The organism is Clostridium frigoris (assembly GCF_018861865.1).
Classification (GTDB): Bacteria; Bacillota; Clostridia; order Clostridiales; family Clostridiaceae; genus Clostridium_AD; species Clostridium_AD frigoris.
On the sequence record NZ_JAHLDV010000012.1, the window covers coordinates 50,195 to 76,868 of the forward strand.

Below are 26,674 nucleotides of genomic sequence, written 5' to 3' on the forward strand. Positions count from 1 at the left end.
TAATCATAAGATTATAGATATAGATAACATCATCCTATTGAATGGTTACAACTAAAAAATAGTTGGATATCCATTAAGGGGGTGATTTTTTTTGTGAAATTTAATAATGATATAATAAAAAATAATTATTTTACTAAAACTATTGAAATTTTACTAAAACAATGATAACCTATACATATAGAGAAACACGAAAACTATTTATTATAAGGAGGAATTTAATTATGATTAATAAATTAAAAGATATGTTTAAAGAGGTTTATAAATGCGAGGCTGAAAAGGTTTTTTTCGCTCCAGGTAGAGTAAATTTAATAGGAGAGCATACAGATTATAACGGTGGTAATGTTTTCCCATGTGCATTAACTTTTGGAACTTATGCATCAATAAAAAAAAGAAATGATAAAACAATAAGATTTTATTCAGATAATTTTAAAGAACTAGGAATAATGGAAATAAATATAGATGAAATGGAATATAACAAAGAACACGATTGGGCAAATTATCCAAAGGGAGTAATTTGGGCTTTTGAGAGTATAGGAATGAAAATAGATAGTGGATTTGATATATTATTTTACGGAAATATACCAAATGGTGCAGGGTTGTCTTCTTCAGCTTCTATAGAAGTACTTACTGGTGTTATTTTAAAGGATTTATATAATTTTGATATTAGTATGATTGATATTGTTAAGTGTAGTCAAAAAGCAGAAAATCAATTTGTAGGTGTAAATTGTGGTATTATGGATCAATTTGCTATAGGTATGGGTAAAAAAGATAATGCTATATTGTTAGATACAAATACATTAAAATATCAATATTCAAGCATTAAGCTTGACGGAGCATCTATAGTAATATCAAACACGAATAAAAGACGTGGTCTTGCTGATTCTAAATATAATGAAAGAAGATCAGAATGTGAAACTGCTCTTAAAGATTTACAAAGTGAACTTAAAATTAATGCTCTTTGTGAAATAAATGAAGATGTATTTGAAAAAAACAGACATCTTATAAAAAATGAAGTTTGTGCAAGACGTGCAAAACATGCAATTTATGAGAATCAAAGAACTTTAAAAGCTGTAAAAGCACTTGAAAATAAAGATATAAAATTATTTGGTGAGTTAATGAATAAGTCGCATATATCACTAAGAGATGATTATGAAGTTACAGGAATAGAACTGGATACTTTAGTTGAAATTGCATGGAAAATGCCAGGCGTAGTTGGGTCAAGAATGACAGGAGCTGGTTTTGGTGGATGCACAGTAAGTATAGTTAAAGATGAATTTGTAGATGATTTCATTAAAAATGTTGGAGAAAAATATAATAAGAAAATAGGATACGAAGCAGTCTTTTATGTAGCTCAAATAGGTGATGGTGCAAGAAAACTATAACAGATTCACAGATGATGCAGCTTCGAAGAAGATGAACAGCACCCAAGGAGATGATAATATGGCAGTAAACATTTCAAGTGAAATTCAAAAATTACTTTATTATGCAATAAATAAGCAATTAATAACTCAAGAGGATTTAATATATACAAAAAACAGACTTCTAGAAACTTTAGCTTTAGATGAAATTAAGGAAGAAAATATTGAAGATAAAGAATATGAAGTGCAACAAATTTTGGATAATATAACAACTTGGGCTTTTGAGAACAAAGTAATAAACGATGATGGCATAATTGCCAGGGATTTATTTGACACAAAAATAATGGCTTGTTTAATAGGAAGACCATCAGAAATAATAAAGGAATTTAGGAGGCTTTATAAGGAAAGTCCGAAAAAAGCAACGGATTATTTTTATAAATTAAGTATAAGTTCAAATTATATAAGATGGGAAAGAGTGCAAAAGGATTTAAAATGGAAAGCAGAAACAAGTTATGGAGATATAGATATTACTATTAATTTATCTAAACCTGAAAAGGATCCAAAAGAAATTGCCAGAGCTAAAAATTTAAAATCAAGTGCTTACCCTTCCTGTTTACTTTGTAAAGAAAATGAGGGTTACGCAGGTAGAATAAATCATCCAGCTAGAGGAAATCATAGGCTTATACCTGTTATGTTAGATAAAGACAAATGGTTTTTACAATATTCTCCTTATGTTTATTATAATGAACATTGTATAATATTAAATGGTGAACATGTACCAATGAAAATATGTAAGGAAACATTTAAAAGGTTACTAGATTTTGTGGAGCAATATCCACATTATTTCGTAGGATCTAATGCAGATCTTCCTATAGTTGGAGGGTCAATCTTAAGTCATGATCATTTCCAGGGTGGAAATTATGAATTTGCTATGGCAAAGGCACCTATAGAGGAAGAATTTAATGTTAAAGGATACGAGGGAGTAACAATTGGTAGAGTTAAGTGGCCTATGAGTGTTGTTAGAATAAATGCTAAAGACAAGGAAACACTTATAAAACTTGCTGATCATATTTTGAAAGCTTGGAAGAATTATTCTGATGAGAGCGTGAACATAAGTGCATTTACTGATGATGCCCCACATAACGCAATAACACCTATAGCCAGAAGAAGAGGAGAATCATATGAGATAGATTTAGTTCTAAGAAATAATAGAACATCAGATCAGTATCCAGATGGAATTTTTCATCCGCATGTTGAGTTACATCACATAAAAAAAGAAAATATTGGACTCATCGAGGTTATGGGACTTGCAGTTTTACCAGCAAGATTAAAAACAGAGATAAAAGAGCTAAGTTATTATTTAGTAAATAATAAAGATAAAGATATCTTTAGTGAACTAGATAATAAAGAGGATCTTATAAAACATAAAGAATGGGCGATAGCTCTTACTCAAAAATATTCGGATATTAATGAAAAAAATGTTGATGAAATATTAAAAAAAGAAATAGGTATTGTATTTTCAAAGGTTCTAGAACAGGCTGGAGTATTTAAACCGGATGTTAAAGGAAAACAAGCTTTTAATAAATTTATTGTTAGTTTATAGAGATATAACATTTTAGTATTGTCAAAATAACAAAAAGGCAAGTGAGTGTGAAATTAATGGTAACAATAAAAGATATAGCAAACAGCGCTGGAGTATCAATTGCTACTGTGTCCAGAGTATTAAACTTTGATGAAAAATTAAATGTAACTGATATTACAAAACAAAGAATATTTCAAGTTGCTGAGGAATTAAACTATGTTAAAAAAAATGATAAAAACATTAAGAAAAGTACATTTAAGCTAGCTATAGCAAATTGGTATACTGAAAAAGAGGAAGTGCTTGATCCTTATTATTTATCTATAAGACTAGCTGTGGAGAAAAAATGTGCTAGTGAAAATATAGAAGTGGTAAAATTATCACCACTTTTTAATATAGGTTTAAAAGAAGTAGATGGAATTATAGCTATTGGTAAATTTGGGATTATGGAACTGGAAAAGCTTAGAACAGTATCAGAGAACATAGTATTTGTTGACTCATCACCACGAAGTGATGTTTATGATTCTGTAGTATGTGATCTAAAGTATGCAACTATTAATATATTAAATTATTTAGAGGAGCTGGGACATAAAAATATTGGCTTTATTAGTGGAATAGAATACGTTAATGATGGTAAAGATATTTTTGTGGATAGGCGTGAGAGAACATATAAAGAAGAAATGCGACTTAGAGGAATAGATTACAAAACTAATTTGTATATAGGTAAATTTACACCACAAAGTGGTTATGAACTCATGAAAAAGGCATTAGAAGATAAAAATGATATAACTGCTTATATAGTAGCTAATGACTCTATGGCAATAGGAGCTTATAGAGCTATAAGTGAAGCTAACCTCCGAATACCAGAAGATATAAGTGTAATATCATATAATGATAATATAACATCACAGTTTATAGTACCTCCCTTAACTACAGTAAAAATATATATGGAGTTTATGGGAGAAACTGCTGTAGAGTTAATAATTGAGCAATTAAAAGATGAAAGAGAAATAGCTAAAAAAGTAGTTATACCAACAAAAATTATAAAAAGAGGTAGCTGCTCGAAAATTAAAACAAATCTATAGAGCAGTTTACTTTTTAAATAAGCCGTACCCTCCAAATAAATTAGGGTACGGCTTATTATATATGGTTTGATTATTGTTCTTTTAATGTTTTTATAATTTCATTAAGTGTATCTTCTTCACCAACGCCTGTTAGAAGAGATATAGCTGCTATTATATGAACATTCATTTCTGAGACATCAAATGTACCTGTAGTTACTAATAAATCATAATCTGGGACTATTGATTGAACATCTGTAAGTTTACAGGGAGTTATAATTACATCGATCTCTTCCTTTTTACAAATTTCTTTAATTTTAACTGCAACTACCGTTGAGGTTGCTATTCCAGTTCCACAAGCTACTAATATTTTTTTCATTTTAAATTCCTCCTAAGTTATGATAACTTTTTATTATTAATTAAATATGGCTTTAATGTATTTAAAACTTCCTCAATTGAGGAAGCATTAACAATTGATTTTAATGCTTCGGGATTTTTAATAAGTTTAACTATCTTCTGTAACATTTCAATATGACCGTGAGGTTCTTTTAGAGCTAGCATTATAATAATTTGTACATTTAAATTAATATTACTATCACCCATAGATTTAAATTCTACGGGGGTTTTAAGGATGCCTATAGATAAGGCTGCTTTATTTACTAAAGTATGAGTTGCATGAGGTATAGCTATTTTAATATCTATAGATGGTAGCCCAGTAGGATATTTTTTCTCTCTTTCTAGAATAGCTATTTGATATTCTTTTTTTACAAAACCTCTTTCATATAGTTTTGAGGACAAGAAATTTAAAACTTCAGTACTAGTTGAAAGGTCTAGGTTTCTAAATACTAAAACGTTTTCACTTAATGAATCTAAGTTCATAATAAACCCTCCTATCATATCCCAATATAATGAAGTCTTAAGATCGCCGTAAAGGTATACATAATTTAAATTAATCTACAAAACAAGTATATAGTAAAGTTAAATCCAAAACAACTAATTTTATTAAAATGATTAGTGCAAATATAACCTAATAACTGCTTAAGTTACATATTTTTATATTTAAATTGTAATTTATAGTTAATGTGTAAACTTTTATGAAAAATAATTAGAATATCTTTTAATTTTAATAGTTATTAGTTTGGAGATACAATCATATAATTATAGCTGTGCCTCTAGGTATAGTATGTGCCAAATTAACAAAAATATTCCAACTGATAATGAATTTATTATATTTTGACAAACTTGCAACTTTTAAATAAAAAATGAGCAATAATTAAAGAAATATTATTGCTCATTTATATTATCTTATCTAGCTTACTGTAGTAGAGCAAGGCTCTAAAACAACATGTTTGTTTCCTAATTTTTGATTTTTCCAATTAAAGACTACACATGAATCTAATTTAGGATCATACATATTAACAGCTTCATCTTTTAAGAACATTTTAAGATTAAATGCTGTATATATGAAAGCAGCTTTTTTCTTATTAACACTTGTGTATTTTCTCATATTAATTAACCCTGAAGCTGTACCAGCTAAATGAAATGATGGATCATAAAGACTATTACGACTATCAGATACAATTAATTTTACGTTTTGTCTAAGCTTTGACATAAGCTGCCTTATAAGACTCATACCACGTCCTTGAGGAAGGTCTATATCTGTTATTCCAAAACTTAAACTCTCACAAACTTTACTCCATAATTCCCTATCGCATTCTTTATCAATTTCTAAACAATCACCAAGAGTTATAGACTCAAGATATCGAAGATCATGAAAAACGTTACAATCTTCTATAAGATCACAAAAATCAATTATAACAGGTTTATCTTCAGTTATAATAATATTATCTCCTTGAAAATCTCCATGTGCATATGCAGTAAGACAAGTTACCGTTAAATCACCCCAAACATTTTCATTATTAAAATAATAATAGGGGTTAGGGAGTATAACGTCAGTTCCATCTAAAGATATCCATTTTATGTTTTTATTTATCCCAATTGATTTAAAAGCTTGTACATATTTGTTATCCATGTATCTATATGAAAGTTCATTTTTAATGATTTCTATTGGGGAAATGAATTTTTTAACATGTTCTTTATTCCAAGTAAATAAAAATTTAGTTATTGAAGATATTATACTATCTTTAAGTTCATCTTCATTTAGAATTTTGTCCAAAAATGTCTCACTATTGTATATATCATCTCCTGCTAAGTCATATAAGTTAACATATAATATAGCTTTGTTTTTATCTTGAATTTTATAACTAGCTATAAGTTTGGCAATATATTTTTGCATATTGTTAGTTGATGCCAATTCATAAGCTTTCTGAAATACCTTTCCTTCATTACTTTTAGTTACCTTTAAAATACCTACGCGGTTTGCAGGTCCATATTCAACCATAAATACTCCGGCCTCAGAACGACCACTTTTGAATGTTTTTAATACTTGAAAAGGAGCAGTTTTATCTTTCGTTTCTTCACCTATTTTATTTATTTGATTTATCACATCTACAATTTTCATATATTATCTTTAGCTTGCAAGGTACTAAAGCACCAAAAGTACAAAAGTACTATAACTCACTAAATTAATCACTTCCTTTTTATATACTCTTTTTTCTATACAGTCTTTTATTATAGTCTATTTTCAAATAAGACTAATTACATATATTATATTATAATCACAAGGATTACACAAACAATTCAGGGAAATTATCTATACTAATTTTTTTAAATATAACCAATAGTGCGAGCGGCTATTTTAAGCAGTTATCTTACTAGATTGTAAGATTAATTTTTTAGTTGTAAGTAAAGTGATATGGAGTGAAGGATGTGCCAGTTGTATAATATGTTTATGGTAATCAGAAAAGAAAAAAGGAGAGAGATAAATGGAGATTTTAAAGGTAGAAAATTTAAATAAAACTTATGGCACCGGTGAAAATAAGGTGGAGGCACTTAAAAATATAAATTTAATAATAAATAAGGGTGAATTTGTAGCAATTGTCGGGGCATCAGGTTCTGGAAAAAGTACACTTCTTCATTTGCTGGGTGGACTTGATAGACCAACTTCGGGAAATGTAGTTATTGATGGAGAAAGTATTTATGATTACAAGGAAGAAAAACTTGCAGTGTTTAGACGTAGAAAAATAGGTTTTGTATTTCAGTTCTATAACCTACTTCCTATTTTAGATGTAGAAGAAAATATAGCTCTTCCTGCGCTACTCGACAATGATAAAGTGGATAAAGTTTATTTAGAGGACTTAATCAAGGTACTTGGACTAGAGGCGAGAAAAAATCATCTTCCATCGGAATTATCAGGGGGACAACAGCAAAGGGTATCAATTGGTAGGGCTGTATTTAATAAACCATCAATAATACTTGCAGATGAACCAACTGGAAATCTTGATACTAAAAATTCAAAAGATGTTATGGAATTATTAAAGTTTACAGCTAAAAAATATAATCAAACACTAATACTTATTACACATGACCTTAATATAGCAAATATGGCAGACCGGGTAATTACCATTGAAGATGGTGAAATAACCACAGACAAAAACTTGAAAATAAATTAGGGAGGAGGGAAAACATGATAACTAGTTATAAACAGCTTACAGGGAAATATTTAAAGAAAAATAAGAAAAGAACGGTGCTTACGATTATTGGAATAATGTTATCTGTTGCACTTATATCAACAATTGGACTCTTTTTTAAAGGGATGCAGGATGCAGCGATACAAGATGCAAAAAATAATTATGGCTCGTACCATTTAGTATTTAAAAAAGCAAATGCAAAATTAGTAACTAAAATAGCGAATAACCCTAAGGTTTCAAGGAGTGGATCGTATACAATAAAAGCGGGCGTTAAAATAAATGATAAATTAGTTGCTGATATAATAACTGCAACGGATAAGGCATTAGAACTATTTCCTTATAAAACTAAACTTGGCAGGTTGCCAGAGAAACAAAACGAAATAGCCATGGAGCAGTGGGAATTAAAATATATTAGTAATAACACTAAGGTAGGCAATAAAGTTAAAATTGATAATAAAGAGTATATTCTTGTAGGTATATTACAAGATAATATATCAAGCCAAATGGATGGCACTGGAATAATATTATTAAAAGATAATACACTAGATATTCAAAAATCTATGTTACTAGCAGAGATAAGTCCAAAAACAAATTTAAAAACTGCTCTGAATGAATTAAAGCAGTTAGGAGATGAAAATTCAGTTGTTCCAAATGAAATATTGATACAATTGCAGGGGGCAGGAGAGGGTAATTCAGGAATGGGAGGATTACTTGTAGCAATATCTATAATTATTGGAATAGTTTTAATATCAACAATAGCAGTAATATATAACTCATTTCAAATAAGTATTGTGGAAAGAATTAAGCAGTTTGGTCTCTTAAGAGCAATTGGAACTACCCCAAGGCAGATTAGAAAGATCGTCCTAAGAGAGGCAACAATACTAGCAGCGATAGCTATCCCGTTAGGACTAATATGTAGTCTTATAGCGATAAATGGAATAATTTTAGCATTTAAGTTAATAGGTGCAGATTCAGTTATTCCTATGAAAGTTTCAATATCACCTATAATATTAGGAATAAGTTCAGCTGTGGGGCTTTTCGCAATATATATATCAGCACTCGTGCCGGCATATTTTGCAGGAAGAATTTCGCCACTAAATGCTATAAGTGGTAGAACTTCTATAACAAAGGAGAAAATAAAGAGAAGAAAAAATAGAATAATTCAAAGAATATTTGGGTTTGAAGGAGCATTAGCTGCTAAAAATATAAAGAGAAATAAAAAAAGATATAGAATAACTGTTTTTTCTATAGTGATAAGTGTGGTGTTATTTGTTACATTTAAATCCTTCATGGATATGTCGCTTAATATATCAAGTGATCTTAATGAATCAAACAATATTCACTTCTCAGTTGTAGGTAATGGTAAAGATACAGAAAAAACAGTAATAGATAATAAAACAGAAGATAATATTAAAAAAATGAAGTTAGTTGATAAGGGGTATAGAGTATACGACCCATATTATTTCGATGGGTTAGTTAACAAAAGTAGTAAGGTTAAAGAAATTGAGGATATAGGAAACATATATCAAAAGACAACTTTAGATGGAGTGGAAAAAACCCTTATAAAAAGTTCAATTGCTATATATGATAAGGACTCCCTTGAGGTTTCTAAAAAATATTTACAAGCAGGAAATATTGATATAGAAAAGTTAAATAAGGAAAATGGAGTAATTTTAATTAACAAGAATGTAGTATATGATCAAAATACAAAAAATAATTATTTTGGACCAATAGCAGATTTAAAAGTAGGAGATGAAATAGATCTTCACTATGATGCAAATGGAGGCAGTGAATTAAGTAAACTAAACACAAAATTTGATAAGAATAAATTGAAGAAAGTAAAAATCATGGCAATTTTGAGTAGTGACCCTTTTAATTATAGAGGAGACTCAGATGGACTTAAAATAATTACAACAGAGAAAATGGGTGAAAGTTTAATAGGTGTAAAAAATATTAAACCTACTGCTTTAAACATAGTTCTAAAGGATGTGAAAAATGAAGAGGTAGGTAAATCTGGTATAGAAAATATAATAAAATCAAATGCTTCTTTAATGGTAATAAATAATATAGATAACAATAGAAAAAGCAAATCTTCAATATTAATGATTGAAATATTATTATATGGATTTGTGTTGGTGGTATCTCTAATAGGCAGTGTTAATATTGTAAATACATTAACAACTAACATTATCCTTAGGAAAAGAGAGTTCGCTACATTAAAATCAATTGGTTTAACTCAAAAGGGGTTAAAGAAAATGATAGTGCTTGAAGGACTTTTATATGGAATTGTTGGTGCAGTTTACGGTTGTATTGTAGGAACTGGGATATCATATTTACTATTTAAATCAATGGGTAATTTTAGAGAATTTGGGTGGATGGTTCCTTGGCAAGCAATAAGTATTGCAACTGCAGCTTCTCTTATTATTGGATATATATCTGTATTATCACCATTATCAAGAATTAAAAAATCGAATTTAATTCAATCAGTCAGAGAAGATTTTTAAACATTTAAGTAACAATCTTCCAGTATTTTATGTTAATATAATATTGTCACACAATATTCATAAACATAAGGGGGACTTATAAAAATGAAGATGAAAAGACGTATAGTTACATTGTCATTAATCATGCTAATATGTACATCATCAATGACAGCTTTAGCTATAAACAACACATCAATAGGACCATTGACAATAAAATCTGCATATGACTTAATTCCTGGGAAATTACAAACTAAAACTAGTAGCGAATTAGTATTAAAGAAAGAAAACAGTAATAAGGCTAAAAGTTTTTCAACAAGTGATTACACTGATACGAAAGCTGTTGCAGAGAAAAAAGCTTTCTATATGACTACTGATTACGGAAGTTTAAGTGTACAATATGCATTAATAGATAATGGTAAGATTGTATTATCTGGTAATTCAGGTATATATTCAAAAGAAAATACTAAAGCATTAACAGCTGATAATATGTATGGTATAGGCTCAGTTAGTAAGATGTTTGTAACAACTGCTGTAATGAAATTAGTGGATGAGGGTAAAATTAAATTGGATACTCCAATTACAGAATATATTAAAGATTTTAAAATGGCAGATGATAGATACAAAGATATAACAGTCAGAATGTTACTAAATCATTCATCAGGCTTAATGGGATCTAGTTTTTCTAATTCACTTCTTTTTGGAGATAACGATACGTATTCCCATGATACTTTTTTAGAGCAATTAAAGTTGCAACGCCTCAAAGCAGAGCCTGGTGCTTACAGCGTATACTGCAATGATGGTTTTACCCTTGCTCAAATTCTAGTGGAACATGTGACAGGAATTGATTATACAACCTATATAACAAATAATTTTGTGAGTCCTCTTAAAATGGAGGATACTAAGACACCAGTTAGTGAATTTGATAGAGATAGATTAGCTAAGACATATTATAAAGGAATTTCTAATTATTTACCTGTAGAAAACTTAAATGTTATTGGTGCTGGTGGGGTTTATTCTAGTGCAGAAGATTTATGTACTTTTGCAACAACATTCACTAAAAATTCAAATGGAATTCTTTCACAAGAATCAATAAAAGCAATGGAGAATAAGGAATATCTAAATGGTGTTTGGACTGATGACACTGATAATACATTGGGATATGGATTAGGTTGGGATAGCGTAAATCTTTATCCATTCAATCAGTATAATATAAAGGCATTATCTAAAGGCGGAGATAGTATTCTTTATCACAGTAATTTGACTGTTTTACCAGAACAAAATATGGCAGTGGCTGTTGTAAGTTCTAGTGGAAGTAGTAGCTATGATCAAATACTTGCCCAAGAAATACTTCTTGCTGCATTAAAAGAAAAGGGTGCTATTAATGGAATCAAGCAAGATAAGACATTTACCGCACCAGAAAAAACAACTGTTCCAACAGAGGTGAAAAAATATGAGGGCTTATATGTATCACCGTCAGGATTTATTGATATCAAAATTGATAAAACAGGTATATTAAGTTTATCATTTCCGCAGGTACCTCAAAATGGCTCTCAAACTTTTGTTTATACAAAGGATGGAACGTTTGTGTCTAGCGAAGGAGCGACAAGTTTCAAATTCGTAGAAGAGACAAATGGAGAAATATATCTTAAACAGACAAGTTGTCAAAGCCTTCCATTACTAGGCCAGACAATATTTAATATGTATATAGCGCAAAAGGAGAATGTAAATAAATTAACAGAAAGTGTTTCACAGGCTTGGGCAAAAAGGGATGGTAAAAAATACTTTTTATTAAATGAGAAATACTCCTCATTAGTATATATGATGGCATCTCCTAATACACAAGTTAGTTTTACAAAAGGGCTTGAAGGATATCTGGGATTAAATAGAATTGTAGATGATAATTCAGCTATTGCTATTTTAAATGGGCCAGGTGTGTTGTCACGTGATTTAGTTGATTACACCTTTTATAAAAAGGATAAATTTGAATACCTAAGTGCAGGTGGTTATATTTTTGTAGAAGAAGATGTAATTGAAAATTTATCAATAAAAAATAAATTCACATGTACAATTAATAAAGATGGATATGCTAGATGGTATAAAATAGGTGCTGAATCAGTTAACAAGAAAATCACAGTAAAAATACCGAAAAATGCTGCTGTCGTAGTTTATGATAGTTATGGAGTTTTAGTAGATGATTCTCTAATCTCAGATACTAAGGAAGTTACATTACCTAAAGATGGAACAATCGTATTTTTAGGTGATGCAAAGGCTGAGTTTAATATTGAATATAAGGAATAAGATAGAAAAAATTTAATCCAGATAGTTAGAGAAGATTGTTGTTAATCTTCTCTTTTCTAATTTGAATCTCTATGAGATTGGTTTGCGTAAATACGTAAGTGATGTATCATAAAGGTATAATTACAATACAATTTTTAAGATGAGGTGAATTGCATGAGTAGATTATTATTAGTTGAAGACGATGAATCATTGGCTCTTGGTATAGAATTTTCTTTAAAAGATGGGGGATATGAGGTTTCTAGAACATCCACAGTAGAAGGTGGGAAAGACTTGTTTCATAGTGAACCATTTGATTTAATTTTATTAGACGTTAACTTGCCTGATGGAAATGGATATGAATTATGTAAGTACATAAGAGAAAGTAGTGAGGTTCCTATAATATTTTTGACAGCTCTTGATGATGAGGTTAACATAGTCCAAGGCCTTGAAATAGGTGGAGATGATTATATAACAAAACCTTTTCGTGTAAGGGAGCTTTTATCAAGAATAAAGGTTGCTATAAGGCGCAACTCTAAAAATATGTCCATAGAAAGCTTTATGAAAAGTGGAAGCATATTTGTTGATAATATAAAAGGAACAGTAAGAAAAAATGGGGAAGTCATAAATCTAACGGCTCAAGAATACAAGCTTTTATTAATATTTATGAATAAACCTAATATTTTGATGAAGAGAGATGATATATTAAGTCAATTACTAGAAGGCGAGGATCCCTTTTTTGATGAAAATACTCTATCAGTTTATATTAAAAGAATAAGAGATAAAATTGAAGATAATCCAAGACAGCCAGAGTATATAATAAATAAACGTGGACTAGGGTATAAGTGGAATAAGGATGTGGGGTAGATGTATGAAAAAATATTTTATTAATTCAGAACTTAAAATAAGTACAGTTACTTTATTATTTATAATGACTTTGTTTCTGATCATTACATCATTAAGTTTAAAATCACATCATGATAACTTAAAGAATGATTACATAAAAAGTTTAGGAGCAATTGCGCAAAGAGTAGTAGCAAAAGATCCTAAAATGGAGAAGGAAATAATACCTCTTATTACAAAAGAGGTTTCAAAAGAAGAGGCTACACGGGGGAAATTTTTTTTAAAGGAGTATGGTCTAACAGAAGATTTAGAAGATGAACTTTTCCCATATGTTAGTACAACTATAATAAAAAATAATTACTCAACTATATTAATCTTTGTTTTTATGTCGACCATATTATTAGTACTTAATTATTTTCAATATAGTTTTTTTATAAAAGGATTAGAAAATTAACCATTGCTGCAAAAAACGTAGTTGAAGGAGATTATGACATAGCTATTAATGAAAATCGGGAAGGAGATTTTTCGAAATTAGCAATTTCATTTAATTCCATGAGGGGAATTATCAAAAGTAATTTAAGTGAGCTGGGACTAGAAAAACAATTTTTAGTGGATTTATTATCTGATATATCCCATCAGCTAAAAACTCCATTATCATCAGTGATCTTATATAATGATATTATGGTTACAAAGGAGCTATCACCCGTCCAAAACCAAACATTTTTATTAAACAATCAAAACCAACTTGAGAAGATGAATTGGTTAATTAAAAACTTGCTCAAACTTGCAAAGCTCGATGCTAAAGCCATAGAAATTGTAAAAGAAGAACAAAGTTTAAATGAAACGCTTCATGATTCAATGGATGCAATAGAAAGCAGGGCAATTGAATGCCAGGTTAAGATTATATTTAATGAAAAAGAAGAAATAAATTTTAATCATGATGTCTTGTGGCTTGAGGAAGCATTTATTAATATTATTAAGAATGGTATAGAACATACTCTGCCAGGGGGAAGTGTAAAACTTACGCTTATGGAAAACCCATTATATACAAGGGTTACAATAGAGGATACAGGAGAAGGAATGACGGAGCTTGATTTGCCAAATATCTTTAAACGTTTTTATAAAGCAAAGACCGCAAGGAAAAGTGACTCTATTGGAATAGGACTGTCCCTTTCTAAATCTATAATTGAAGCACATAACGGAATAATTGAGGTGCAAAGCAAGGTGAATATAGGAACTATGTTTACTATTACATTTATTAAATTTTAATGAATATTTACAACAATCTCCATATTGACATTACCAATGTTCTAGTGTACTATTAACATAGTTCACTGGAACGTCAACAACATGGCGAAAGGAGATAGAAAATGGTTACAGAATTTAATGACAAAACGCCTATATATCTACAAATTATGGACATCATAAAAATGAATATAGTTACTGGGAAATTGAAAGCTAATGATAAATTACCGTCAGTAAGAGAAATGGCAACGAACATGAATGTAAATCCGAATACGCTTCAGAGATCTTATCAAGAACTTGAAAGACTTGGAATTGTTTATACCCAAAGAGGCACAGGGACATTTGTGGGTGAGAGGGAAGATATGGTAGATGAGTTAAAAAGAGAAATGGCAAAAGAAGTTATAGATTCTTTTATACTTAGAATGAAGAATTTAGGCTTTAATGATAATGAAATAATTAAATCTGTTTCCAAAGAAACTATGGAGGTAAAACAAAATGGATAATATATTAGTAGCAAAAGAAATACGTAAATCATATTTGAATAAAAAAGCTTTACGAGGTGTAAACCTAAATATACCGCTAGGAAAAATTGTAGGACTTCTTGGCCCAAATGGGAGTGGTAAAACTACTTTTTTAAAAATTGCAGCCGGAATATTACATCAATCTAAAGGAGAAATTTTAATAGATGATCATATACCTGGAGTCCATACAAAGTCTGTAGTTTCGTATCTACCCGATAATGAGTATCTTTTAAAGTGGATGAAAGTAAAGGATGCATTGAAATATTTCAAGGACTTTTATTCTGATTTTGATGAGATAAAAGCTGCGGAATTACTGGTGTTTATGAATCTTGATGAAAATGACGTTGTAAAAAGCCTATCAAAGGGAATGAAGGAAAAGTTAAAGCTTTCATTGGTTTTATCAAGAAAAGCTAAGCTTTATATACTTGATGAACCACTCGGTGGTGTAGATCCCACTGCTAGAGAAAAGATACTTAATGCTATAGTTAGTAACTTTAGTAAGGATAGCTCCATGATAATTACGACTCACCTTGTAAATGATATAGAACGTATTTTTGATGACGTAGCATTTATATCTGAGGGAGAAATAGTGCTTGAGGGAAATGCAGAGGAATTACGAACAAGCAGGAAAAAGTCAATCGATGAATTGTATAGGGAGGTATTTCAGTAATGTTTAAACTTGTAAAATATGAATTAAGAGCAAATTTTTTGACCATAATTGGCATTTGTATAACTGTTATAATTGCTAGCTTACTTCTTATGACAAAGAAGGGTACGTGGACAATTGCAGTACCAGCATTATCTGCGTGTTTTACTATTGGTTCAATGATAGTAATATTTATAGTCTCACTAAAAATATTGAGTCAATATTTGTATGGTGATTCAGGGTACCTATTATTTACACTCCCTCAATCTGGCACGTCAATAATGGCATCAAGGCTTATAGCTGCTTTGATTCAAATATCCATTGTTGGTATTGTAACTATTTTGATGCTCTATTTAACGGTAACTGAGAAAATAGACTTTAGCTTTTTAAAAGATATTAAGGCTAGTGAAATGATAGAATATATAATTAGTTATATATGGATGATTATTTCTTCTTTAACTATTATATACTTTTGTATGATTATCGGAAAAGTAGCTTTAAAAGGCAAAAAAATAGGCAAGGTAGGTTCATTTATAATTTTTATAATAATATCATCATTAATAAGTTGGTTGTCATTTAAACTTATGACGATATTGCCACAAACATTGAACTTGAGTAATTTTACAATAACTAATGGTAATGTAATGAATTTTGGTACTTCAAGCGCTGCGTTTACTGTTAATATTGCTCAAACTATATTTGATATTATTGTTTTTATTGGATTATTTATGACCTCATCTTATTTAATAGATAAGAAATTGGATCTCTCATAGAATTATTTAGTTTAAAATATCATTTATTAAAGACATTAAAAAAGTAACACTCCTTTATTTTCGGGAGTGTTACTTTTTTTATGCAAAAACTTTAGTAAAATAAGAATCATAATAATTAGTAGAAAAGTTGCTATATATTTTAAATAATATGATTTATCTTATACTTGTGCTGTGGTCTTCCAATTTTACCATATTCAATTAACATATCAATTTTTCCTTCTTTGTTCATGTATTCTAAATACTTTCTACATGTGACCCTTGCAATTCCAAGTATTTCACCCAGTTCTTCGGGTGATGTATAATTATCTCCTATTTGCTGAACTTGTTTCCAAATTGTATCATAAGTATATCTATTTAGCCCCTTTGCTAAATCAGAATTACTATTATTTTCTTCAATATCGATTTCTGTACTAGTTAAAATATATTTATCAAGTTCGGCTTGCTCAATTACATTTTCCTTTTTAAAATGATAATATCTATTTTTAAATTTAGAGAGGGATTCTTTAAATCTCTCTAAAGTGAAGGGTTTAATTAAGTAATCTCGTGCTCCATATCGAAAAGCCTCCTGAATTCGGTCTGTTGTTTTATCTGCAGTAATTAAAATAACCTCAACTTCAATATCTTCAGTGCGAAGCCACTTTAAAAAATCTATCCCATTTTCCTTAGGAAGATAGATATCAAGTAAAACTAAATCTAGTTTGTGTTTTTTTATAAAGCTCTGTGCATCTGTAAGATTACTAACAGCTTTAATTAATTGAAATCCCTCAACTCGATTTAAAAATTTTGTATTGATATCTCGCACCATAGGGTCATCTTCAATAATCATAACTTTAATCATAGGTTTAGACTCCTTTCCATTGGAATGCTTATATCCCAACAGGTTCCATTATCTATACTAAATTCAATATGACCTTGCATCTCATCAATAATTTTTTTAACAACATACATACCCACTCCACGCTGACCGACTTTTGTAGTAGCCCCTATAGCATATATCTTATTTCTCATTTCAATAGGTATACCTGAACCATTGTCGTTTACTTGAATTTTTAAGTTGTTATCTAATTTGAAAATTTTAAAGTGTACAAATCCCTTGCCATCTGTAGTTACCTCATCAAAAGAATTTTCTATCAAATTTCCAATAACAGATCCTAATTCATCTTCTCGCATATCTTCCGGTAGTCCATCTAACTTACAATTTGAATCAATTTCAAATATTATTCTAGATTCCTCTGCTTTATTATATTTTGAGAGTAATAATGCCGCAATATATACATTTTTAATTTGACCTTGCAGAATACTACTAATATCTTTTCGAGTTTTAGAAACATTTGATATGAAATTCACGGCCTGTGTGTATTCACCCAGTTGTATCATTCCAGATATAGCATGGAGTTTATTCATAAACTCATGATTTTGTGCCCTTAGTGAGCAAGTCATTTTTTTTATTCCGGTAAGTTCCTCTGCCATTTTTTTAACTTCGGTTAAATCCCTAAAATTCATTACAAGTCCAATGACTTCATTTTTATCATTTTTAAGAGGATTATATTTACAAAATATTGTTAGGCCTGGTCGTACTTTCATTTCTATATTTTCGAAATACTTTCCGAGTTTCAGCACTTCAGAAACTTTATGTTCATAAGAAAGATTTGCAATTGGTTTTCCTATGTCTTCTTTTGTTAGTTCAAGTATTTCTCCAGCTGCTTTATTAAATAAGGTTACTCTTCCTTTTTTATCTACAGCCAAAATGCCCTCCTTCACACTTTCAATAACAGCTTCCTTTTCTTTTAATATAAGCGCTATTTCCTCTGGTTCTAAACCGAAAATGGCTTTTTTAATATTAGAAGATAAAAGAGTTGCAGCAGTAACCCCTAAAATTAATCCGAGTAGTATAAAAGGTATGAATCTACCAATCTTTGAATAAATCTCATTATAAACTTCATTAACGGGGCTGCCTATGGCTACTGCTCCAATTTGATTTCCATCCTTTAATATAGGAGTAAATACTCTAAGTGATGGTCCCAAACTGCCATTTGCCTCAGATACGTATTCTTCTCCAGTTGTAAGAACCCGTTTTTCGTCTCCACCTTGAAATTTTTTACCTATTTTATCTTTAGTAGGATGTGAATATCTTATTCCTTTCATATCCATTACTACAATAAATTCAACTTTAGTTTTAATTCTTATTGCTTCTATCTGATTGTTTAGGTTTTGGCCATTAATTTGATCCTTACTCGTTAAATAATTTTGTACAAGAGAACTCATTGAGACAGAATTTGCAACATCCAAAAGGTTGCGTCCAAACTGATCTTTAAGTATTATTTTCATCTGATTAAAAGAAAGTATAGATATACTTCCAATAGTCAAAAGTAAAATTCCTATTACAGTAGTAGTGATTTTTGTCTTTAATTTCATATTTATCTCCTCTTATATCTTATGGGCTAGGTGATACGTTTACAGAAATTATAACATATCCAGTTCTGAATAATATAGTGTTAAAATTAACACAAAGTTTTTTTAATGACCACAAAGAATTTTAAACTTTCTAAATATTTAATTATATTGAATTTGTTGTTATGATGATATCAACAAATAAAACATAAATATTAAACATGAAAACGTATAAATAATATAATAAAGAGGAGAGATATTAAATGAATTATTTTGAAGAAAGTTTGAAAATGCATGAAAAATACACAGGTAAACTTGAAATAAAATCAAAGGTAAAAGTAGAAACAAGAGAAGATTTGGGACTTGCATATACACCTGGTGTTGCTGAACCTTGTAGAAGGATTCATGAAAATGAAGAAAACGTATACAAATATACTGCAAAAGGTAATATGGTTGCTGTAGTTACAGATGGTACTGCTATTCTAGGGCTTGGAGATATAGGACCTAAAGCAGGACTTCCAGTTATGGAAGGTAAGGCAATACTATTTAAAGAATTTGCAAACGTAGATGCCTTTCCAATTTGCTTAGATACAAAAGACGTGGATGAAATCGTTCGTACAGTACAACTTATTTCTCCAGGTTTTGGTGGAATAAATTTAGAAGATATTAGTGCTCCAAGATGTTTTGAGGTAGAGGAGAAACTTAAAAAAATATTAGATATTCCAGTATTTCACGATGATCAACATGGAACCGCTATTGTAGTTCTTGCGGGACTCATTAATGCTTCTAAAGTAGTTGGAAAGAAACTTTGCGATTTAAAGGTTGTTATAAACGGTGCAGGATCTGCAGGAACGGCAATATCAAAACTTTTACTATTATCAGGAGTTAAAAATCTAATTGCCTGTGACAAGGTAGGAATACTTTACAGAGGAATGGAAAAAATCGATGATGCCAAAACAGCTCTTACAGAAATAACTAACCCAGAAAATATAAAAGGAAATCTGAGTGATGCCCTAAAAGGTGCAGATGTATTTATTGGAGTATCAGCTCCAGGAATAGTCACAGCTGATATGGTTAAATCTATGAATAAAGATTCTATAGTTTTTGGAATGGCTAACCCAACTCCTGAGATAATGCCAGATGAGGCTAAAAAGGCTGGTGCAAAAGTAGCTGGTTCTGGACGTTCTGATTACCCAAATCAAGTAAATAATGTACTTGTATTTCCCGGGCTATTTAGAGGTGCCCTAGATGTTAGAGCAAAAGAAATAAACGAAGAAATGAAACTTGCAGCAGCGTATGCTATTGCAAATTATATAAAAGATGAAGACTTAAATGAAAATAACGTTATTCCAAGTGCATTAGACAAGGGAGTAGCAACAAAAGTAGCAGAAGCAATTGCGAAAGCTGCAAGAGAAACAGGGGTAGCAAGAATATAAATAATGGGACACATTTGCAGAGAAAAGGGGTAAACACATGAAAGGAAAGGTGTGTTCCCCGATTAATAAAAATAGGGGGTCAAAAAAATGCAAATTCCAATTAAGAAAACTATCGATAAAATCCCAGGTGGTATGATGGTTGTTCCACTTTTTTTAGGAGTATTAGTTAATACATTTTTTCCGCAATTCTTAAAAATTGGGGGCTTTACAACAGGATTATTTAGTAAAGGGGCATCAACACCAATTTTGGCTTGTTTTATGTTTTTAATTGGTTCACAAATTAATTTCAATTTAGCACCAAAGGCATTAAAAAAAGGTGCACTATTAATAACAGGTAAATTTATAGTAGGTGCTGGTATTGGTATATTTGTAGGAAAAGTTTTTGGTCCTGCTGGAGTACTCGGTTTATCACCACTTGCAATCCTTTCAGGATTAACAAATTGTAATGGTGGATTATATGCATCTCTTGCTTCACAATATGGTGATGAAACTGATGTGGGAGCTTATGCATTACTTTCTTTAAAAGATGGTCCATTTTTTACATTAGTTGCATTAGGTGCATCAGGACTTGCTCAAGTTCCTTTTATGGCACTTGTAGCAGTATTAGTTCCAATTTTAATAGGAATGATTTTAGGAAATATTGATCTTGATATGAGAAAGTTCCTTGGTAGCAGTGGATTGTTATTAATTCCATTCTTTTCTTTCCCATTAGGTGCAGGAATGAATCTTTCAACTATTGTAAAAGCTGGAGGTCCTGGAATATTACTCGGAATAATAGCTTCATTTACTGGAATAGGAGCTTATGTACTACTTAAATTATTTAAAGAAGAGCCTATAATAGGACTAGCAACAGGGTCAACTGCAGGAAATGCTGTAGCGACGCCAGCTATTATTGCAGGAGCAGATCCATCATTAGTGGCGATTGCAACAATAGCCACAGCGCAAGTTGCAGCGTCATGTGTAATATCTGCTATCCTTTGTCCATTTATTGTTTCGTATGCATTTAAATTAATGAGTAAAAATAAAATGAAAAAATTAGCTAATGGACCTGCTGCATAATAAAATATATACCAAAACACTTTAGAGTTAGTGAATATTATAGACATAAAAAATGAATTAGGGTTTGTTTAACAGTCAATTTATAGTTATATATATAAATTGGCTGTTATAATTTTTTGTGCTTGTTACTTAATTATGTTTACAAGTTCTATTTTATAATTTCCATCAGGGGACTCCACGTAAGCTGTATCTCCTATTACTTTTCCAAATAACACTCTTCCTATTGGAGATTCAATACTAAATTTACCATTTATTATATCTACTTGAAGTGTTGTTACAAGTTCTATTTCTTCTATATTGTCACTGCCTTCAAATTTTATAAGTAACTTATTTCCTATATTTGCACCAGCAGTATTATCTATAACGTCATCTATAATTTCAGCACTTCTAATCATTTTTATTAAATAACCCATTCTTTTAAAGTTATCGTACATATTTGATTTTGCAGCTTTATATTCAGCATTTTCACTTCTATCACCATGTGCTGCAGCTACCATTTTTTCATGGGCAATTTCCATTGTTAGTGGACCTTTACGATAATTAAATTCTTTTTGGAGCTCTTCAATATCTTTTTTAGTAAGTTTATTATTCATATTTTCATCTTCTTTTATTTCTTATTATTAAATGTTTTTATATGTTAAATAACACAATTATAGCACAGTTTAATAAACATAAATTGTATTAGAGATGCAATAGTTTAATAGCATAAGTTATAAATTATTATGATATAATTATAATGGATTTATAAAAAATGAAAAGTTCGTATTATAAATAGTTTTGCATTTAAGGAGGAAAAGGTACATACTTTTATTTTATAAGGGGAGTATCAATGCATTATCATCTAAAGTAGGGGGAGATTATATGAAAACAAGTAAAAAAGTAAGACGAATATTATTGTCTTTAATTATAACTTTAATTGTATCGGTTTCAAGTATGGGGTCCTTAGTGTTTGCAAATCAAATAAATGGTAAGAATATAACCGGTTCGGTTTCTTTAGTTAGAAGTAACAAATTAAAAGAGAGTAATTATATTCATAATCTTAGTAATGCTTATACAACGACTTCAACTAATGAACCTCAAGTGGTGGCAACATATAATGTTACTACTATTAATGAATTTGAAGCAAAAGTAAATTATGCTATATCTAATAGAGTTTCCGAGGTGAATATTAATTATACAGGATCTAAAAATGTAGGTGATAGTATAAGTTTCATGCAAAATGCTGTTTTGACAACAGTTAAGACAGGTGGAAATGACTATGAAAAGAATTTATTGAAATCTTACGCTTATAGTACAACAGGCTTTGGTGATAATAAGTTCGATGTGACTTACACATTTGAGTACCTAGAAACCAAGGAACAAGAAAATCAGGTAAAGGCAAAGGTAAAAGAGATGCTCGGACAAATAATAACATCTGATATGACTGAAGGTCAAAGGGTAAAGGCCATAAACTCTTACATCTGCAAAAAATTAACTTATGATACTTCACTAACAAATTTTTCTGCTTATGAGGGGTTGCTTGGAAGTGGTAAGACAGTATGTCAGGGGTATGCATTATTAGCATATAGAATGCTAGAAGATGCAGGGCTCCAGGCTAGAATAATAACAGGAACCGCATATAATGGTGTTGATAGTGAAAGTCATGCTTGGAACATGGTAATGGTAGGGGGGAGTTGGTATCACCTGGATACAACTTGGAATGATCCAATACCCGATATAAATGGTAGAGTAACAGAAACATATTCTTTACGTAGCGATGCAGAGATGAGAGTAGATCACAGTTGGGATAAGACATTATTTCCGGTAGCTTCTAAACTTTATGTTGCAAAGCAGAAAAGTGTAAGCTTGATTCCTCGCTATGTTTCAGTCGCAAGGGGTAAAGTATGTGTGAAGGGATTATTAGCAGGAGACATAGTTAATGTTTATTCTATAAATCCTGCATTAACAAAAGGTGGTAAACCAATATCTAAGGCAACTGTAAGTAAAGGACATTCATATTTATTTGCTGCATTTAAGACTAAAGGTAGCAAACTTTATATTACTAGAACCTCAGTAAATAAACTAGAATCAGTTGCAATCATGATAAGGAGTAAATAAAAAATCTACAAAAGATAGATCTACAGATTAAGTGTTTATATGCTCCCCTTAAAGTGGACGGATTTTAAAAGAATCTGTTGCAAGAAAGGGGGGTATTTTTATGTCTAAAAATATTAATAGCAATATATCATTGAATTGAATATTAATGATAGTATAGTAAATAAAACAAGAAATAGAACTTGAAAATTTGAAACAAGGAGGTATCGCTAATGGGAAAAATAATTGAATGGAAAAAAGAAGAGGAAAAAAATTATATAGTCACAGAAAATATTGAAGAAATTGAAGAAAATAATTATAGTGGAGAAAGCGACGAAATTGAAGACAGTGAAGAGGATTCTTTGTCAGTTATTCACCAATTCGTTGAATCTTATTATGAGGACGAGAAGCAAGGAGAAATCCATCCTTATGAATTAAATGGTTTCGAAGTAGGACTAATTTCATACCTTAATCTTTTAGAGAAGGGATTATTACCGAATATCATTAAAAATATTAATGTTTTAGCAGTTAATAAGTTTGATAGGATTTCAAAATTATTTCCAGAAGTTGATATTCCACAAGAGTTCTATATAGGTTTTCTTAAAGGGTTCTGTAGCATTTATGATAAATATATGTAGTAATTAGTAAAGATTAAAATAAAAACAAGTCTTATATTGTTAATATTAGACTTGTTTTTTATTTGGTTGATTTTTCTACAGATTCAGCAAGACATTCATCAATAACATCTTTACTAATAACAAATTTATTTTCATTATTCATATAAATTACACCCCTTTCTTCATATATAAAGAATATCATAACTATGTTAAAATGATATTAAGAGAATGTTAAGATTAAGAAAATTTTATTATCTATTTAAGGGAGGAACTATAATGTTATATAGAAAGTTTGGAAAGACAAATGAAATGGTTTCAGCTTTGGGCTTTGGTTGTATGAGGCTTCCAATACTTCCAGGAGGAGATCAATCTAAAATTGATTATGATAAAGCAATAAAGCTTGTCAGATTTGCAATTGATGAAGGAGTTAACTATATAGATACTGCCTATCCGTACCATGGTACGGGTATGAATAGTGCAGGAGCAAGTGAACCCTTTGTAGCAAAGGCCTTAAAAGATGGATATAGAGAGAAAGTTAAACTTGCTACGAAACTACCTAGCTGGCTTATAAAAACAAGAGAAGATATGGATAAATACTTAAATGAGCAATTACAGAGACTTGAGACAGATAGCATAGATTTTTATTTAGTACATGCTCTTAATGTTGATACTTGGGCAACGCTCAAAGATCTTGGAATTTCTGAGTTTTTAGATGCAGCTATAAAAGATGGAAGAATAAAATATGCAGGATTTTCATTCCATGATAAACTTCCTCTTTTTAAAGAAATAGTAGATTATTATGATTGGTCCTTTTGCCAAATCCAATACAACTATCTAGATGAAAATTTCCAGGCTGGAACAGAAGGCTTAGAGTATGCATCTAAAAAGGGGTTAGGAGTTACAATTATGGAACCGCTTAGAGGAGGAAAACTCGCAGCTAATCTTCCAAAAGAGGCTATAGATGTTTTTAACAAAGCAGATATTAAAAGAACCCCTGTAGATTGGGCTTTAAGTTGGGTTTGGAACCATCCAGAAGTGTCAGTTATATTAAGCGGAATGAATGAAATGAATCAAATTGTAGAAAATATAAAAACGGCAAGTAAGGTCAAAGTTAATTCATTAACAGATCAAGAATTAAAGATAGTTACTAAGGTTAAAACTGTTATTGAAGAAAAAGTAAAAGTTAGCTGTACAGCCTGTGAGTATTGTATGCCATGTCCGGTAGGCGTAAATATTCCTAAAAATTTCACTTTCTATAATAATCATTTTATGTTTGACAAAGAAGAGAATTATTCTTTAGCAGTTCCACAAAAGGAAAGAGCATCAAATTGCGTAGAGTGTGGTAAATGTGAAACTCATTGTCCTCAAGGAATTTCAATCCGTGCAGAATTAAAAAATGTTAAAGCCTTATTTGAATAGAATATAAGAAATTAATACTGGCATATCATAATTATATTATGATATGCCAGTATTTTTAGTTTAGGCCGACTTAAATAAAGTTTATTTTATAATAGAGGAATGTAAGAGAAAAAAGAGAACTAGTTAAATCAAAGTATTTTACATATAATGGGTATGATGATGGAGGAAAACAAAATATGAAAAAAATATTATTAGTATTATTAAGCGGTTTTATTATCATGTCTCTGATGTTCATAATAATATATGAAAATAATAGAAAAACAAGTTATAAAATCAATAGCCAAACATCAGCGGTTATAAATCAAGAAAAAATATTTACATCAATACAAGAAAATGATCTTGAATCCGTAAAAATATTAATACAAAATGGTATAAAAATTAATTATAGAGATAATGGGGGAGAAACGGCACTAGAACATGCAGTTAAAATAGATAATAAAGATATTGTGAAATATTTGATTAGTAAAGGGGCAGATTTAAATACTATGGATGATCATAAGAGTACTCCACTATCTGTGATTAGAAGTGAGGGTATGATGAATTTATTATTAAGCAAAGGGGCGAATGCTAACACTATGGTTTACGCTGGAGATGGTGAAATTGATGAAACTGCTATAGAGGTTGCAAAATATATAGTAGCAATTTTACCTAATTAAATTACATGATTTGTTGCTTATATTATAAAAATAGTATTATAAAAAATAAGGTAAAAAAATTTACAAATATTATGTTCTAATGTATAGAAAAAGGAGTAATAATTAAAGTAGATGAATTTAATAAAATAAAGGAGACTTTATGAAAAAAAGAATATCTCATCTATTTAGATATAAAAACTTTTCTGGATTTATGCTTGTAAAAATAATTATTATTTTTTTTACAATAGTTGGTATAATTATATTTTTTCCGCATTTTTTTAGAAATACTTATGTAGTAACAATTGAGAGTAAACGGATAATAAAACATGAGAATAAGGATATGTATTTAATTTATACGGAAATGCAAAATGGTGATATAAGGGTATTTAAAAATGATAATAGTCTACTAGAATTTAAAATGCTGTCAGAAGATTTGTATTGGGGACTTAAAATCAACAAAAAATATGAAATTAAAGCATATGGACTCAGTATACCAATACTATCATCTTATCAAAATATTATAAAAGCTAAAGGGGTAAAATAGCATGCTATCTTATCCCTTTTAGTGTGCCCGGCATGGGCGTTTACTCGTCGGTGAAAGTCCGATACGGGGGCCGATAGTGCTAACCGTTAGCTTAAGACAAGGGTGTCCACCGTGAGGTGGAATCTGA

The 26,674-nt window shown here is 30.0% G+C and carries 26 protein-coding genes; 19 read left to right on the forward strand and 7 right to left on the reverse strand.

The features are described from left to right. Positions 1-221: 221 nt before the first annotated feature. Genes KPL37_RS07975 through KPL37_RS07985 form a run of 3 tightly spaced genes read left to right on the forward strand, consistent with a single transcriptional unit; the run spans position 222 to position 4,022 of the window. The gene (locus tag KPL37_RS07975; RefSeq protein ID WP_216147642.1) at positions 222-1,382 is read left to right on the forward strand and encodes a galactokinase; all 1,161 of its coding nucleotides are present in this window, start codon (positions 222-224) and stop codon (positions 1,380-1,382) included. 58 nt (positions 1,383-1,440) lie between these two features. Continuing rightward, positions 1,441-2,961 carry a UDP-glucose--hexose-1-phosphate uridylyltransferase gene (galT, locus tag KPL37_RS07980; RefSeq protein WP_216147646.1) on the forward strand — a complete coding sequence of 507 codons (1,521 nt, stop codon included), beginning with the start codon at positions 1,441-1,443 and terminating at the stop codon, positions 2,959-2,961. A 56-nt stretch (positions 2,962-3,017) separates the two neighbouring features. Further along, positions 3,018-4,022: a LacI family DNA-binding transcriptional regulator gene (locus KPL37_RS07985; RefSeq protein WP_216147648.1), complete on the forward strand. Its 1,005-nt coding sequence runs from the start codon at positions 3,018-3,020 to the stop codon at positions 4,020-4,022. 70 nt (positions 4,023-4,092) lie between these two features. Here the strand turns inward: KPL37_RS07985 and KPL37_RS07990 are convergent, their stop codons facing one another. From KPL37_RS07990 to KPL37_RS08000, 3 genes are all read right to left on the reverse strand, one after another. After that, positions 4,093-4,377 (reverse strand): PTS sugar transporter subunit IIB, encoded by a 285-nt coding sequence (locus KPL37_RS07990; RefSeq protein WP_216147651.1) that lies wholly within the window; start codon positions 4,375-4,377, stop codon positions 4,093-4,095. Positions 4,378-4,394: 17 nt separating this feature from the next. After that, on the reverse strand, positions 4,395-4,877 hold the full coding sequence (locus KPL37_RS07995) for a PTS sugar transporter subunit IIA (RefSeq protein ID WP_216147654.1): 483 nt from the start codon (positions 4,875-4,877) through the stop codon (positions 4,395-4,397). 430 nt (positions 4,878-5,307) lie between these two features. Then, a complete protein-coding gene (locus KPL37_RS08000; protein ID WP_216147657.1) occupies positions 5,308-6,519 on the reverse strand; it encodes a hypothetical protein in 1,212 nt (403 codons plus the stop codon). A gap of 364 nt (positions 6,520-6,883) precedes the next feature. Between KPL37_RS08000 and KPL37_RS08005 the strand changes: the two genes are divergently transcribed. The 9 genes from KPL37_RS08005 (at position 6,884) to KPL37_RS08040 (ending at position 16,373) form a co-directional block, all read left to right on the forward strand. After that, entirely contained in the window at positions 6,884-7,570 is a 687-nt protein-coding gene (locus tag KPL37_RS08005; protein WP_216147660.1) for an ABC transporter ATP-binding protein, read from the forward strand. Between the two features lie 14 nt (positions 7,571-7,584). After that, entirely contained in the window at positions 7,585-10,092 is a 2,508-nt protein-coding gene (locus KPL37_RS08010; protein ID WP_216147663.1) for an ABC transporter permease, read from the forward strand. Between the two features lie 84 nt (positions 10,093-10,176). Beyond that, positions 10,177-12,369, forward strand: coding sequence for a serine hydrolase domain-containing protein (locus KPL37_RS08015; protein WP_216147665.1), 2,193 nt, complete (start codon positions 10,177-10,179; stop codon positions 12,367-12,369). A gap of 153 nt (positions 12,370-12,522) precedes the next feature. Continuing rightward, the gene (locus KPL37_RS08020) at positions 12,523-13,212 is read left to right on the forward strand and encodes a response regulator transcription factor (RefSeq protein ID WP_216147668.1); all 690 of its coding nucleotides are present in this window, start codon (positions 12,523-12,525) and stop codon (positions 13,210-13,212) included. A 4-nt stretch (positions 13,213-13,216) separates the two neighbouring features. After that, positions 13,217-13,642 carry a hypothetical protein gene (locus KPL37_RS19700; protein WP_246578181.1) on the forward strand — a complete coding sequence of 142 codons (426 nt, stop codon included), beginning with the start codon at positions 13,217-13,219 and terminating at the stop codon, positions 13,640-13,642. A 98-nt stretch (positions 13,643-13,740) separates the two neighbouring features. After that, complete coding sequence (locus KPL37_RS19705; RefSeq protein WP_246578182.1) at positions 13,741-14,457, forward strand: sensor histidine kinase; 717 nt, start codon at positions 13,741-13,743, stop codon at positions 14,455-14,457. Positions 14,458-14,558: 101 nt separating this feature from the next. After that, positions 14,559-14,936 (forward strand): GntR family transcriptional regulator, encoded by a 378-nt coding sequence (locus KPL37_RS08030; RefSeq protein WP_216147671.1) that lies wholly within the window; start codon positions 14,559-14,561, stop codon positions 14,934-14,936. Next, a complete protein-coding gene (locus KPL37_RS08035; RefSeq protein ID WP_216147673.1) occupies positions 14,929-15,624 on the forward strand; it encodes an ABC transporter ATP-binding protein in 696 nt (231 codons plus the stop codon). The genes KPL37_RS08030 and KPL37_RS08035 overlap by 8 nt, the downstream gene beginning before the upstream one ends. After that, on the forward strand, positions 15,624-16,373 hold the full coding sequence (locus KPL37_RS08040; protein WP_216147676.1) for a hypothetical protein: 750 nt from the start codon (positions 15,624-15,626) through the stop codon (positions 16,371-16,373). Before KPL37_RS08035 ends, KPL37_RS08040 begins: the two co-directional genes overlap by 1 nt. 139 nt (positions 16,374-16,512) lie before the next feature. Here the strand turns inward: KPL37_RS08040 and KPL37_RS08045 are convergent, their stop codons facing one another. Both KPL37_RS08045 and KPL37_RS08050 read right to left on the reverse strand, forming a co-directional pair. After that, a complete protein-coding gene (locus KPL37_RS08045; protein WP_216147679.1) occupies positions 16,513-17,211 on the reverse strand; it encodes a response regulator in 699 nt (232 codons plus the stop codon). After that, positions 17,208-18,788, reverse strand: a complete 1,581-nt coding sequence (locus KPL37_RS08050; protein WP_216147682.1) for an ATP-binding protein — start codon at positions 18,786-18,788, stop codon at positions 17,208-17,210. The genes KPL37_RS08045 and KPL37_RS08050 overlap by 4 nt, the downstream gene beginning before the upstream one ends. 239 nt (positions 18,789-19,027) lie before the next feature. On the opposite strand from KPL37_RS08050, the gene KPL37_RS08055 reads away from it, so the two are divergent. Together KPL37_RS08055 and KPL37_RS08060 are read left to right on the forward strand one after the other, a co-directional pair. Further along, positions 19,028-20,200 (forward strand): NAD(P)-dependent malic enzyme, encoded by a 1,173-nt coding sequence (locus KPL37_RS08055; RefSeq protein WP_216147685.1) that lies wholly within the window; start codon positions 19,028-19,030, stop codon positions 20,198-20,200. A gap of 87 nt (positions 20,201-20,287) precedes the next feature. Further along, a complete protein-coding gene (locus KPL37_RS08060; protein ID WP_216147688.1) occupies positions 20,288-21,259 on the forward strand; it encodes a 2-keto-3-deoxygluconate permease in 972 nt (323 codons plus the stop codon). A 125-nt stretch (positions 21,260-21,384) separates the two neighbouring features. On the opposite strand, the gene KPL37_RS08065 is transcribed toward KPL37_RS08060, so the two are convergent. Next, a complete protein-coding gene (locus KPL37_RS08065) occupies positions 21,385-21,852 on the reverse strand; it encodes a GreA/GreB family elongation factor (protein WP_216147691.1) in 468 nt (155 codons plus the stop codon). A 268-nt stretch (positions 21,853-22,120) separates the two neighbouring features. Between KPL37_RS08065 and KPL37_RS08070 the strand changes: the two genes are divergently transcribed. Continuing rightward, positions 22,121-23,356 carry a transglutaminase domain-containing protein gene (locus tag KPL37_RS08070; RefSeq protein ID WP_216147694.1) on the forward strand — a complete coding sequence of 412 codons (1,236 nt, stop codon included), beginning with the start codon at positions 22,121-22,123 and terminating at the stop codon, positions 23,354-23,356. 209 nt (positions 23,357-23,565) lie between these two features. Next, a complete protein-coding gene (locus tag KPL37_RS08075) occupies positions 23,566-23,970 on the forward strand; it encodes a hypothetical protein (protein WP_216147697.1) in 405 nt (134 codons plus the stop codon). 58 nt (positions 23,971-24,028) lie between these two features. Here the strand turns inward: KPL37_RS08075 and KPL37_RS20060 are convergent, their stop codons facing one another. After that, on the reverse strand, positions 24,029-24,151 hold the full coding sequence (locus tag KPL37_RS20060; protein WP_281418644.1) for a hypothetical protein: 123 nt from the start codon (positions 24,149-24,151) through the stop codon (positions 24,029-24,031). A 74-nt stretch (positions 24,152-24,225) separates the two neighbouring features. Here KPL37_RS20060 and KPL37_RS08080 point away from each other — a divergent pair, with 74 nt between their 5' ends. The 3 genes from KPL37_RS08080 (at position 24,226) to KPL37_RS08090 (ending at position 26,547) form a co-directional block, all read left to right on the forward strand. Then, positions 24,226-25,368 carry an aldo/keto reductase gene (locus tag KPL37_RS08080; protein WP_216147700.1) on the forward strand — a complete coding sequence of 381 codons (1,143 nt, stop codon included), beginning with the start codon at positions 24,226-24,228 and terminating at the stop codon, positions 25,366-25,368. Positions 25,369-25,544: 176 nt separating this feature from the next. Beyond that, positions 25,545-26,024: an ankyrin repeat domain-containing protein gene (locus tag KPL37_RS08085; RefSeq protein WP_216147703.1), complete on the forward strand. Its 480-nt coding sequence runs from the start codon at positions 25,545-25,547 to the stop codon at positions 26,022-26,024. Positions 26,025-26,163: 139 nt separating this feature from the next. After that, the gene (locus tag KPL37_RS08090) at positions 26,164-26,547 is read left to right on the forward strand and encodes a DUF1523 family protein (RefSeq protein WP_216147706.1); all 384 of its coding nucleotides are present in this window, start codon (positions 26,164-26,166) and stop codon (positions 26,545-26,547) included. Positions 26,548-26,674: the final 127 nt, after the last annotated feature.

Excerpts from the sequence above, each read along its gene's own strand:
- KPL37_RS07975 (WP_216147642.1), top strand. The coding sequence starts at position 222 with ATGATTAATAAATTAAAAGATATGTTTAAAGAGGTTTATAAATGCGAG.
- KPL37_RS07990 (WP_216147651.1), bottom strand. The coding sequence starts at position 4,377 with ATGAAAAAAATATTAGTAGCTTGTGGAACTGGAATAGCAACCTCAACG.
- KPL37_RS08090 (WP_216147706.1), top strand. The coding sequence starts at position 26,164 with ATGAAAAAAAGAATATCTCATCTATTTAGATATAAAAACTTTTCTGGA.
- KPL37_RS08070 (WP_216147694.1), top strand. The coding sequence starts at position 22,121 with ATGAAAACAAGTAAAAAAGTAAGACGAATATTATTGTCTTTAATTATA.
- KPL37_RS07995 (WP_216147654.1), bottom strand. The coding sequence starts at position 4,877 with ATGAACTTAGATTCATTAAGTGAAAACGTTTTAGTATTTAGAAACCTA.
- KPL37_RS08055 (WP_216147685.1), top strand. The coding sequence starts at position 19,028 with ATGAATTATTTTGAAGAAAGTTTGAAAATGCATGAAAAATACACAGGT.
- KPL37_RS08000 (WP_216147657.1), bottom strand. The coding sequence starts at position 6,519 with ATGAAAATTGTAGATGTGATAAATCAAATAAATAAAATAGGTGAAGAA.
- KPL37_RS08085 (WP_216147703.1), top strand. The coding sequence starts at position 25,545 with ATGAAAAAAATATTATTAGTATTATTAAGCGGTTTTATTATCATGTCT.
- KPL37_RS08010 (WP_216147663.1), top strand. The coding sequence starts at position 7,585 with ATGATAACTAGTTATAAACAGCTTACAGGGAAATATTTAAAGAAAAAT.
- KPL37_RS08060 (WP_216147688.1), top strand. The coding sequence starts at position 20,288 with ATGCAAATTCCAATTAAGAAAACTATCGATAAAATCCCAGGTGGTATG.
- KPL37_RS20060 (WP_281418644.1), bottom strand. The coding sequence starts at position 24,151 with ATGATATTCTTTATATATGAAGAAAGGGGTGTAATTTATATGAATAAT.
- KPL37_RS08045 (WP_216147679.1), bottom strand. The coding sequence starts at position 17,211 with ATGATTAAAGTTATGATTATTGAAGATGACCCTATGGTGCGAGATATC.
- KPL37_RS19705 (WP_246578182.1), top strand. The coding sequence starts at position 13,741 with ATGAGGGGAATTATCAAAAGTAATTTAAGTGAGCTGGGACTAGAAAAA.
- KPL37_RS08030 (WP_216147671.1), top strand. The coding sequence starts at position 14,559 with ATGGTTACAGAATTTAATGACAAAACGCCTATATATCTACAAATTATG.
- KPL37_RS08050 (WP_216147682.1), bottom strand. The coding sequence starts at position 18,788 with ATGAAATTAAAGACAAAAATCACTACTACTGTAATAGGAATTTTACTT.
- KPL37_RS08075 (WP_216147697.1), top strand. The coding sequence starts at position 23,566 with ATGGGAAAAATAATTGAATGGAAAAAAGAAGAGGAAAAAAATTATATA.
- KPL37_RS08020 (WP_216147668.1), top strand. The coding sequence starts at position 12,523 with ATGAGTAGATTATTATTAGTTGAAGACGATGAATCATTGGCTCTTGGT.
- KPL37_RS08065 (WP_216147691.1), bottom strand. The coding sequence starts at position 21,852 with ATGAATAATAAACTTACTAAAAAAGATATTGAAGAGCTCCAAAAAGAA.
- KPL37_RS08005 (WP_216147660.1), top strand. The coding sequence starts at position 6,884 with ATGGAGATTTTAAAGGTAGAAAATTTAAATAAAACTTATGGCACCGGT.
- KPL37_RS08035 (WP_216147673.1), top strand. The coding sequence starts at position 14,929 with ATGGATAATATATTAGTAGCAAAAGAAATACGTAAATCATATTTGAAT.
- KPL37_RS19700 (WP_246578181.1), top strand. The coding sequence starts at position 13,217 with ATGAAAAAATATTTTATTAATTCAGAACTTAAAATAAGTACAGTTACT.
- KPL37_RS08040 (WP_216147676.1), top strand. The coding sequence starts at position 15,624 with ATGTTTAAACTTGTAAAATATGAATTAAGAGCAAATTTTTTGACCATA.
- KPL37_RS08080 (WP_216147700.1), top strand. The coding sequence starts at position 24,226 with ATGTTATATAGAAAGTTTGGAAAGACAAATGAAATGGTTTCAGCTTTG.
- galT (WP_216147646.1), top strand. The coding sequence starts at position 1,441 with ATGGCAGTAAACATTTCAAGTGAAATTCAAAAATTACTTTATTATGCA.
- KPL37_RS07985 (WP_216147648.1), top strand. The coding sequence starts at position 3,018 with ATGGTAACAATAAAAGATATAGCAAACAGCGCTGGAGTATCAATTGCT.
- KPL37_RS08015 (WP_216147665.1), top strand. The coding sequence starts at position 10,177 with ATGAAGATGAAAAGACGTATAGTTACATTGTCATTAATCATGCTAATA.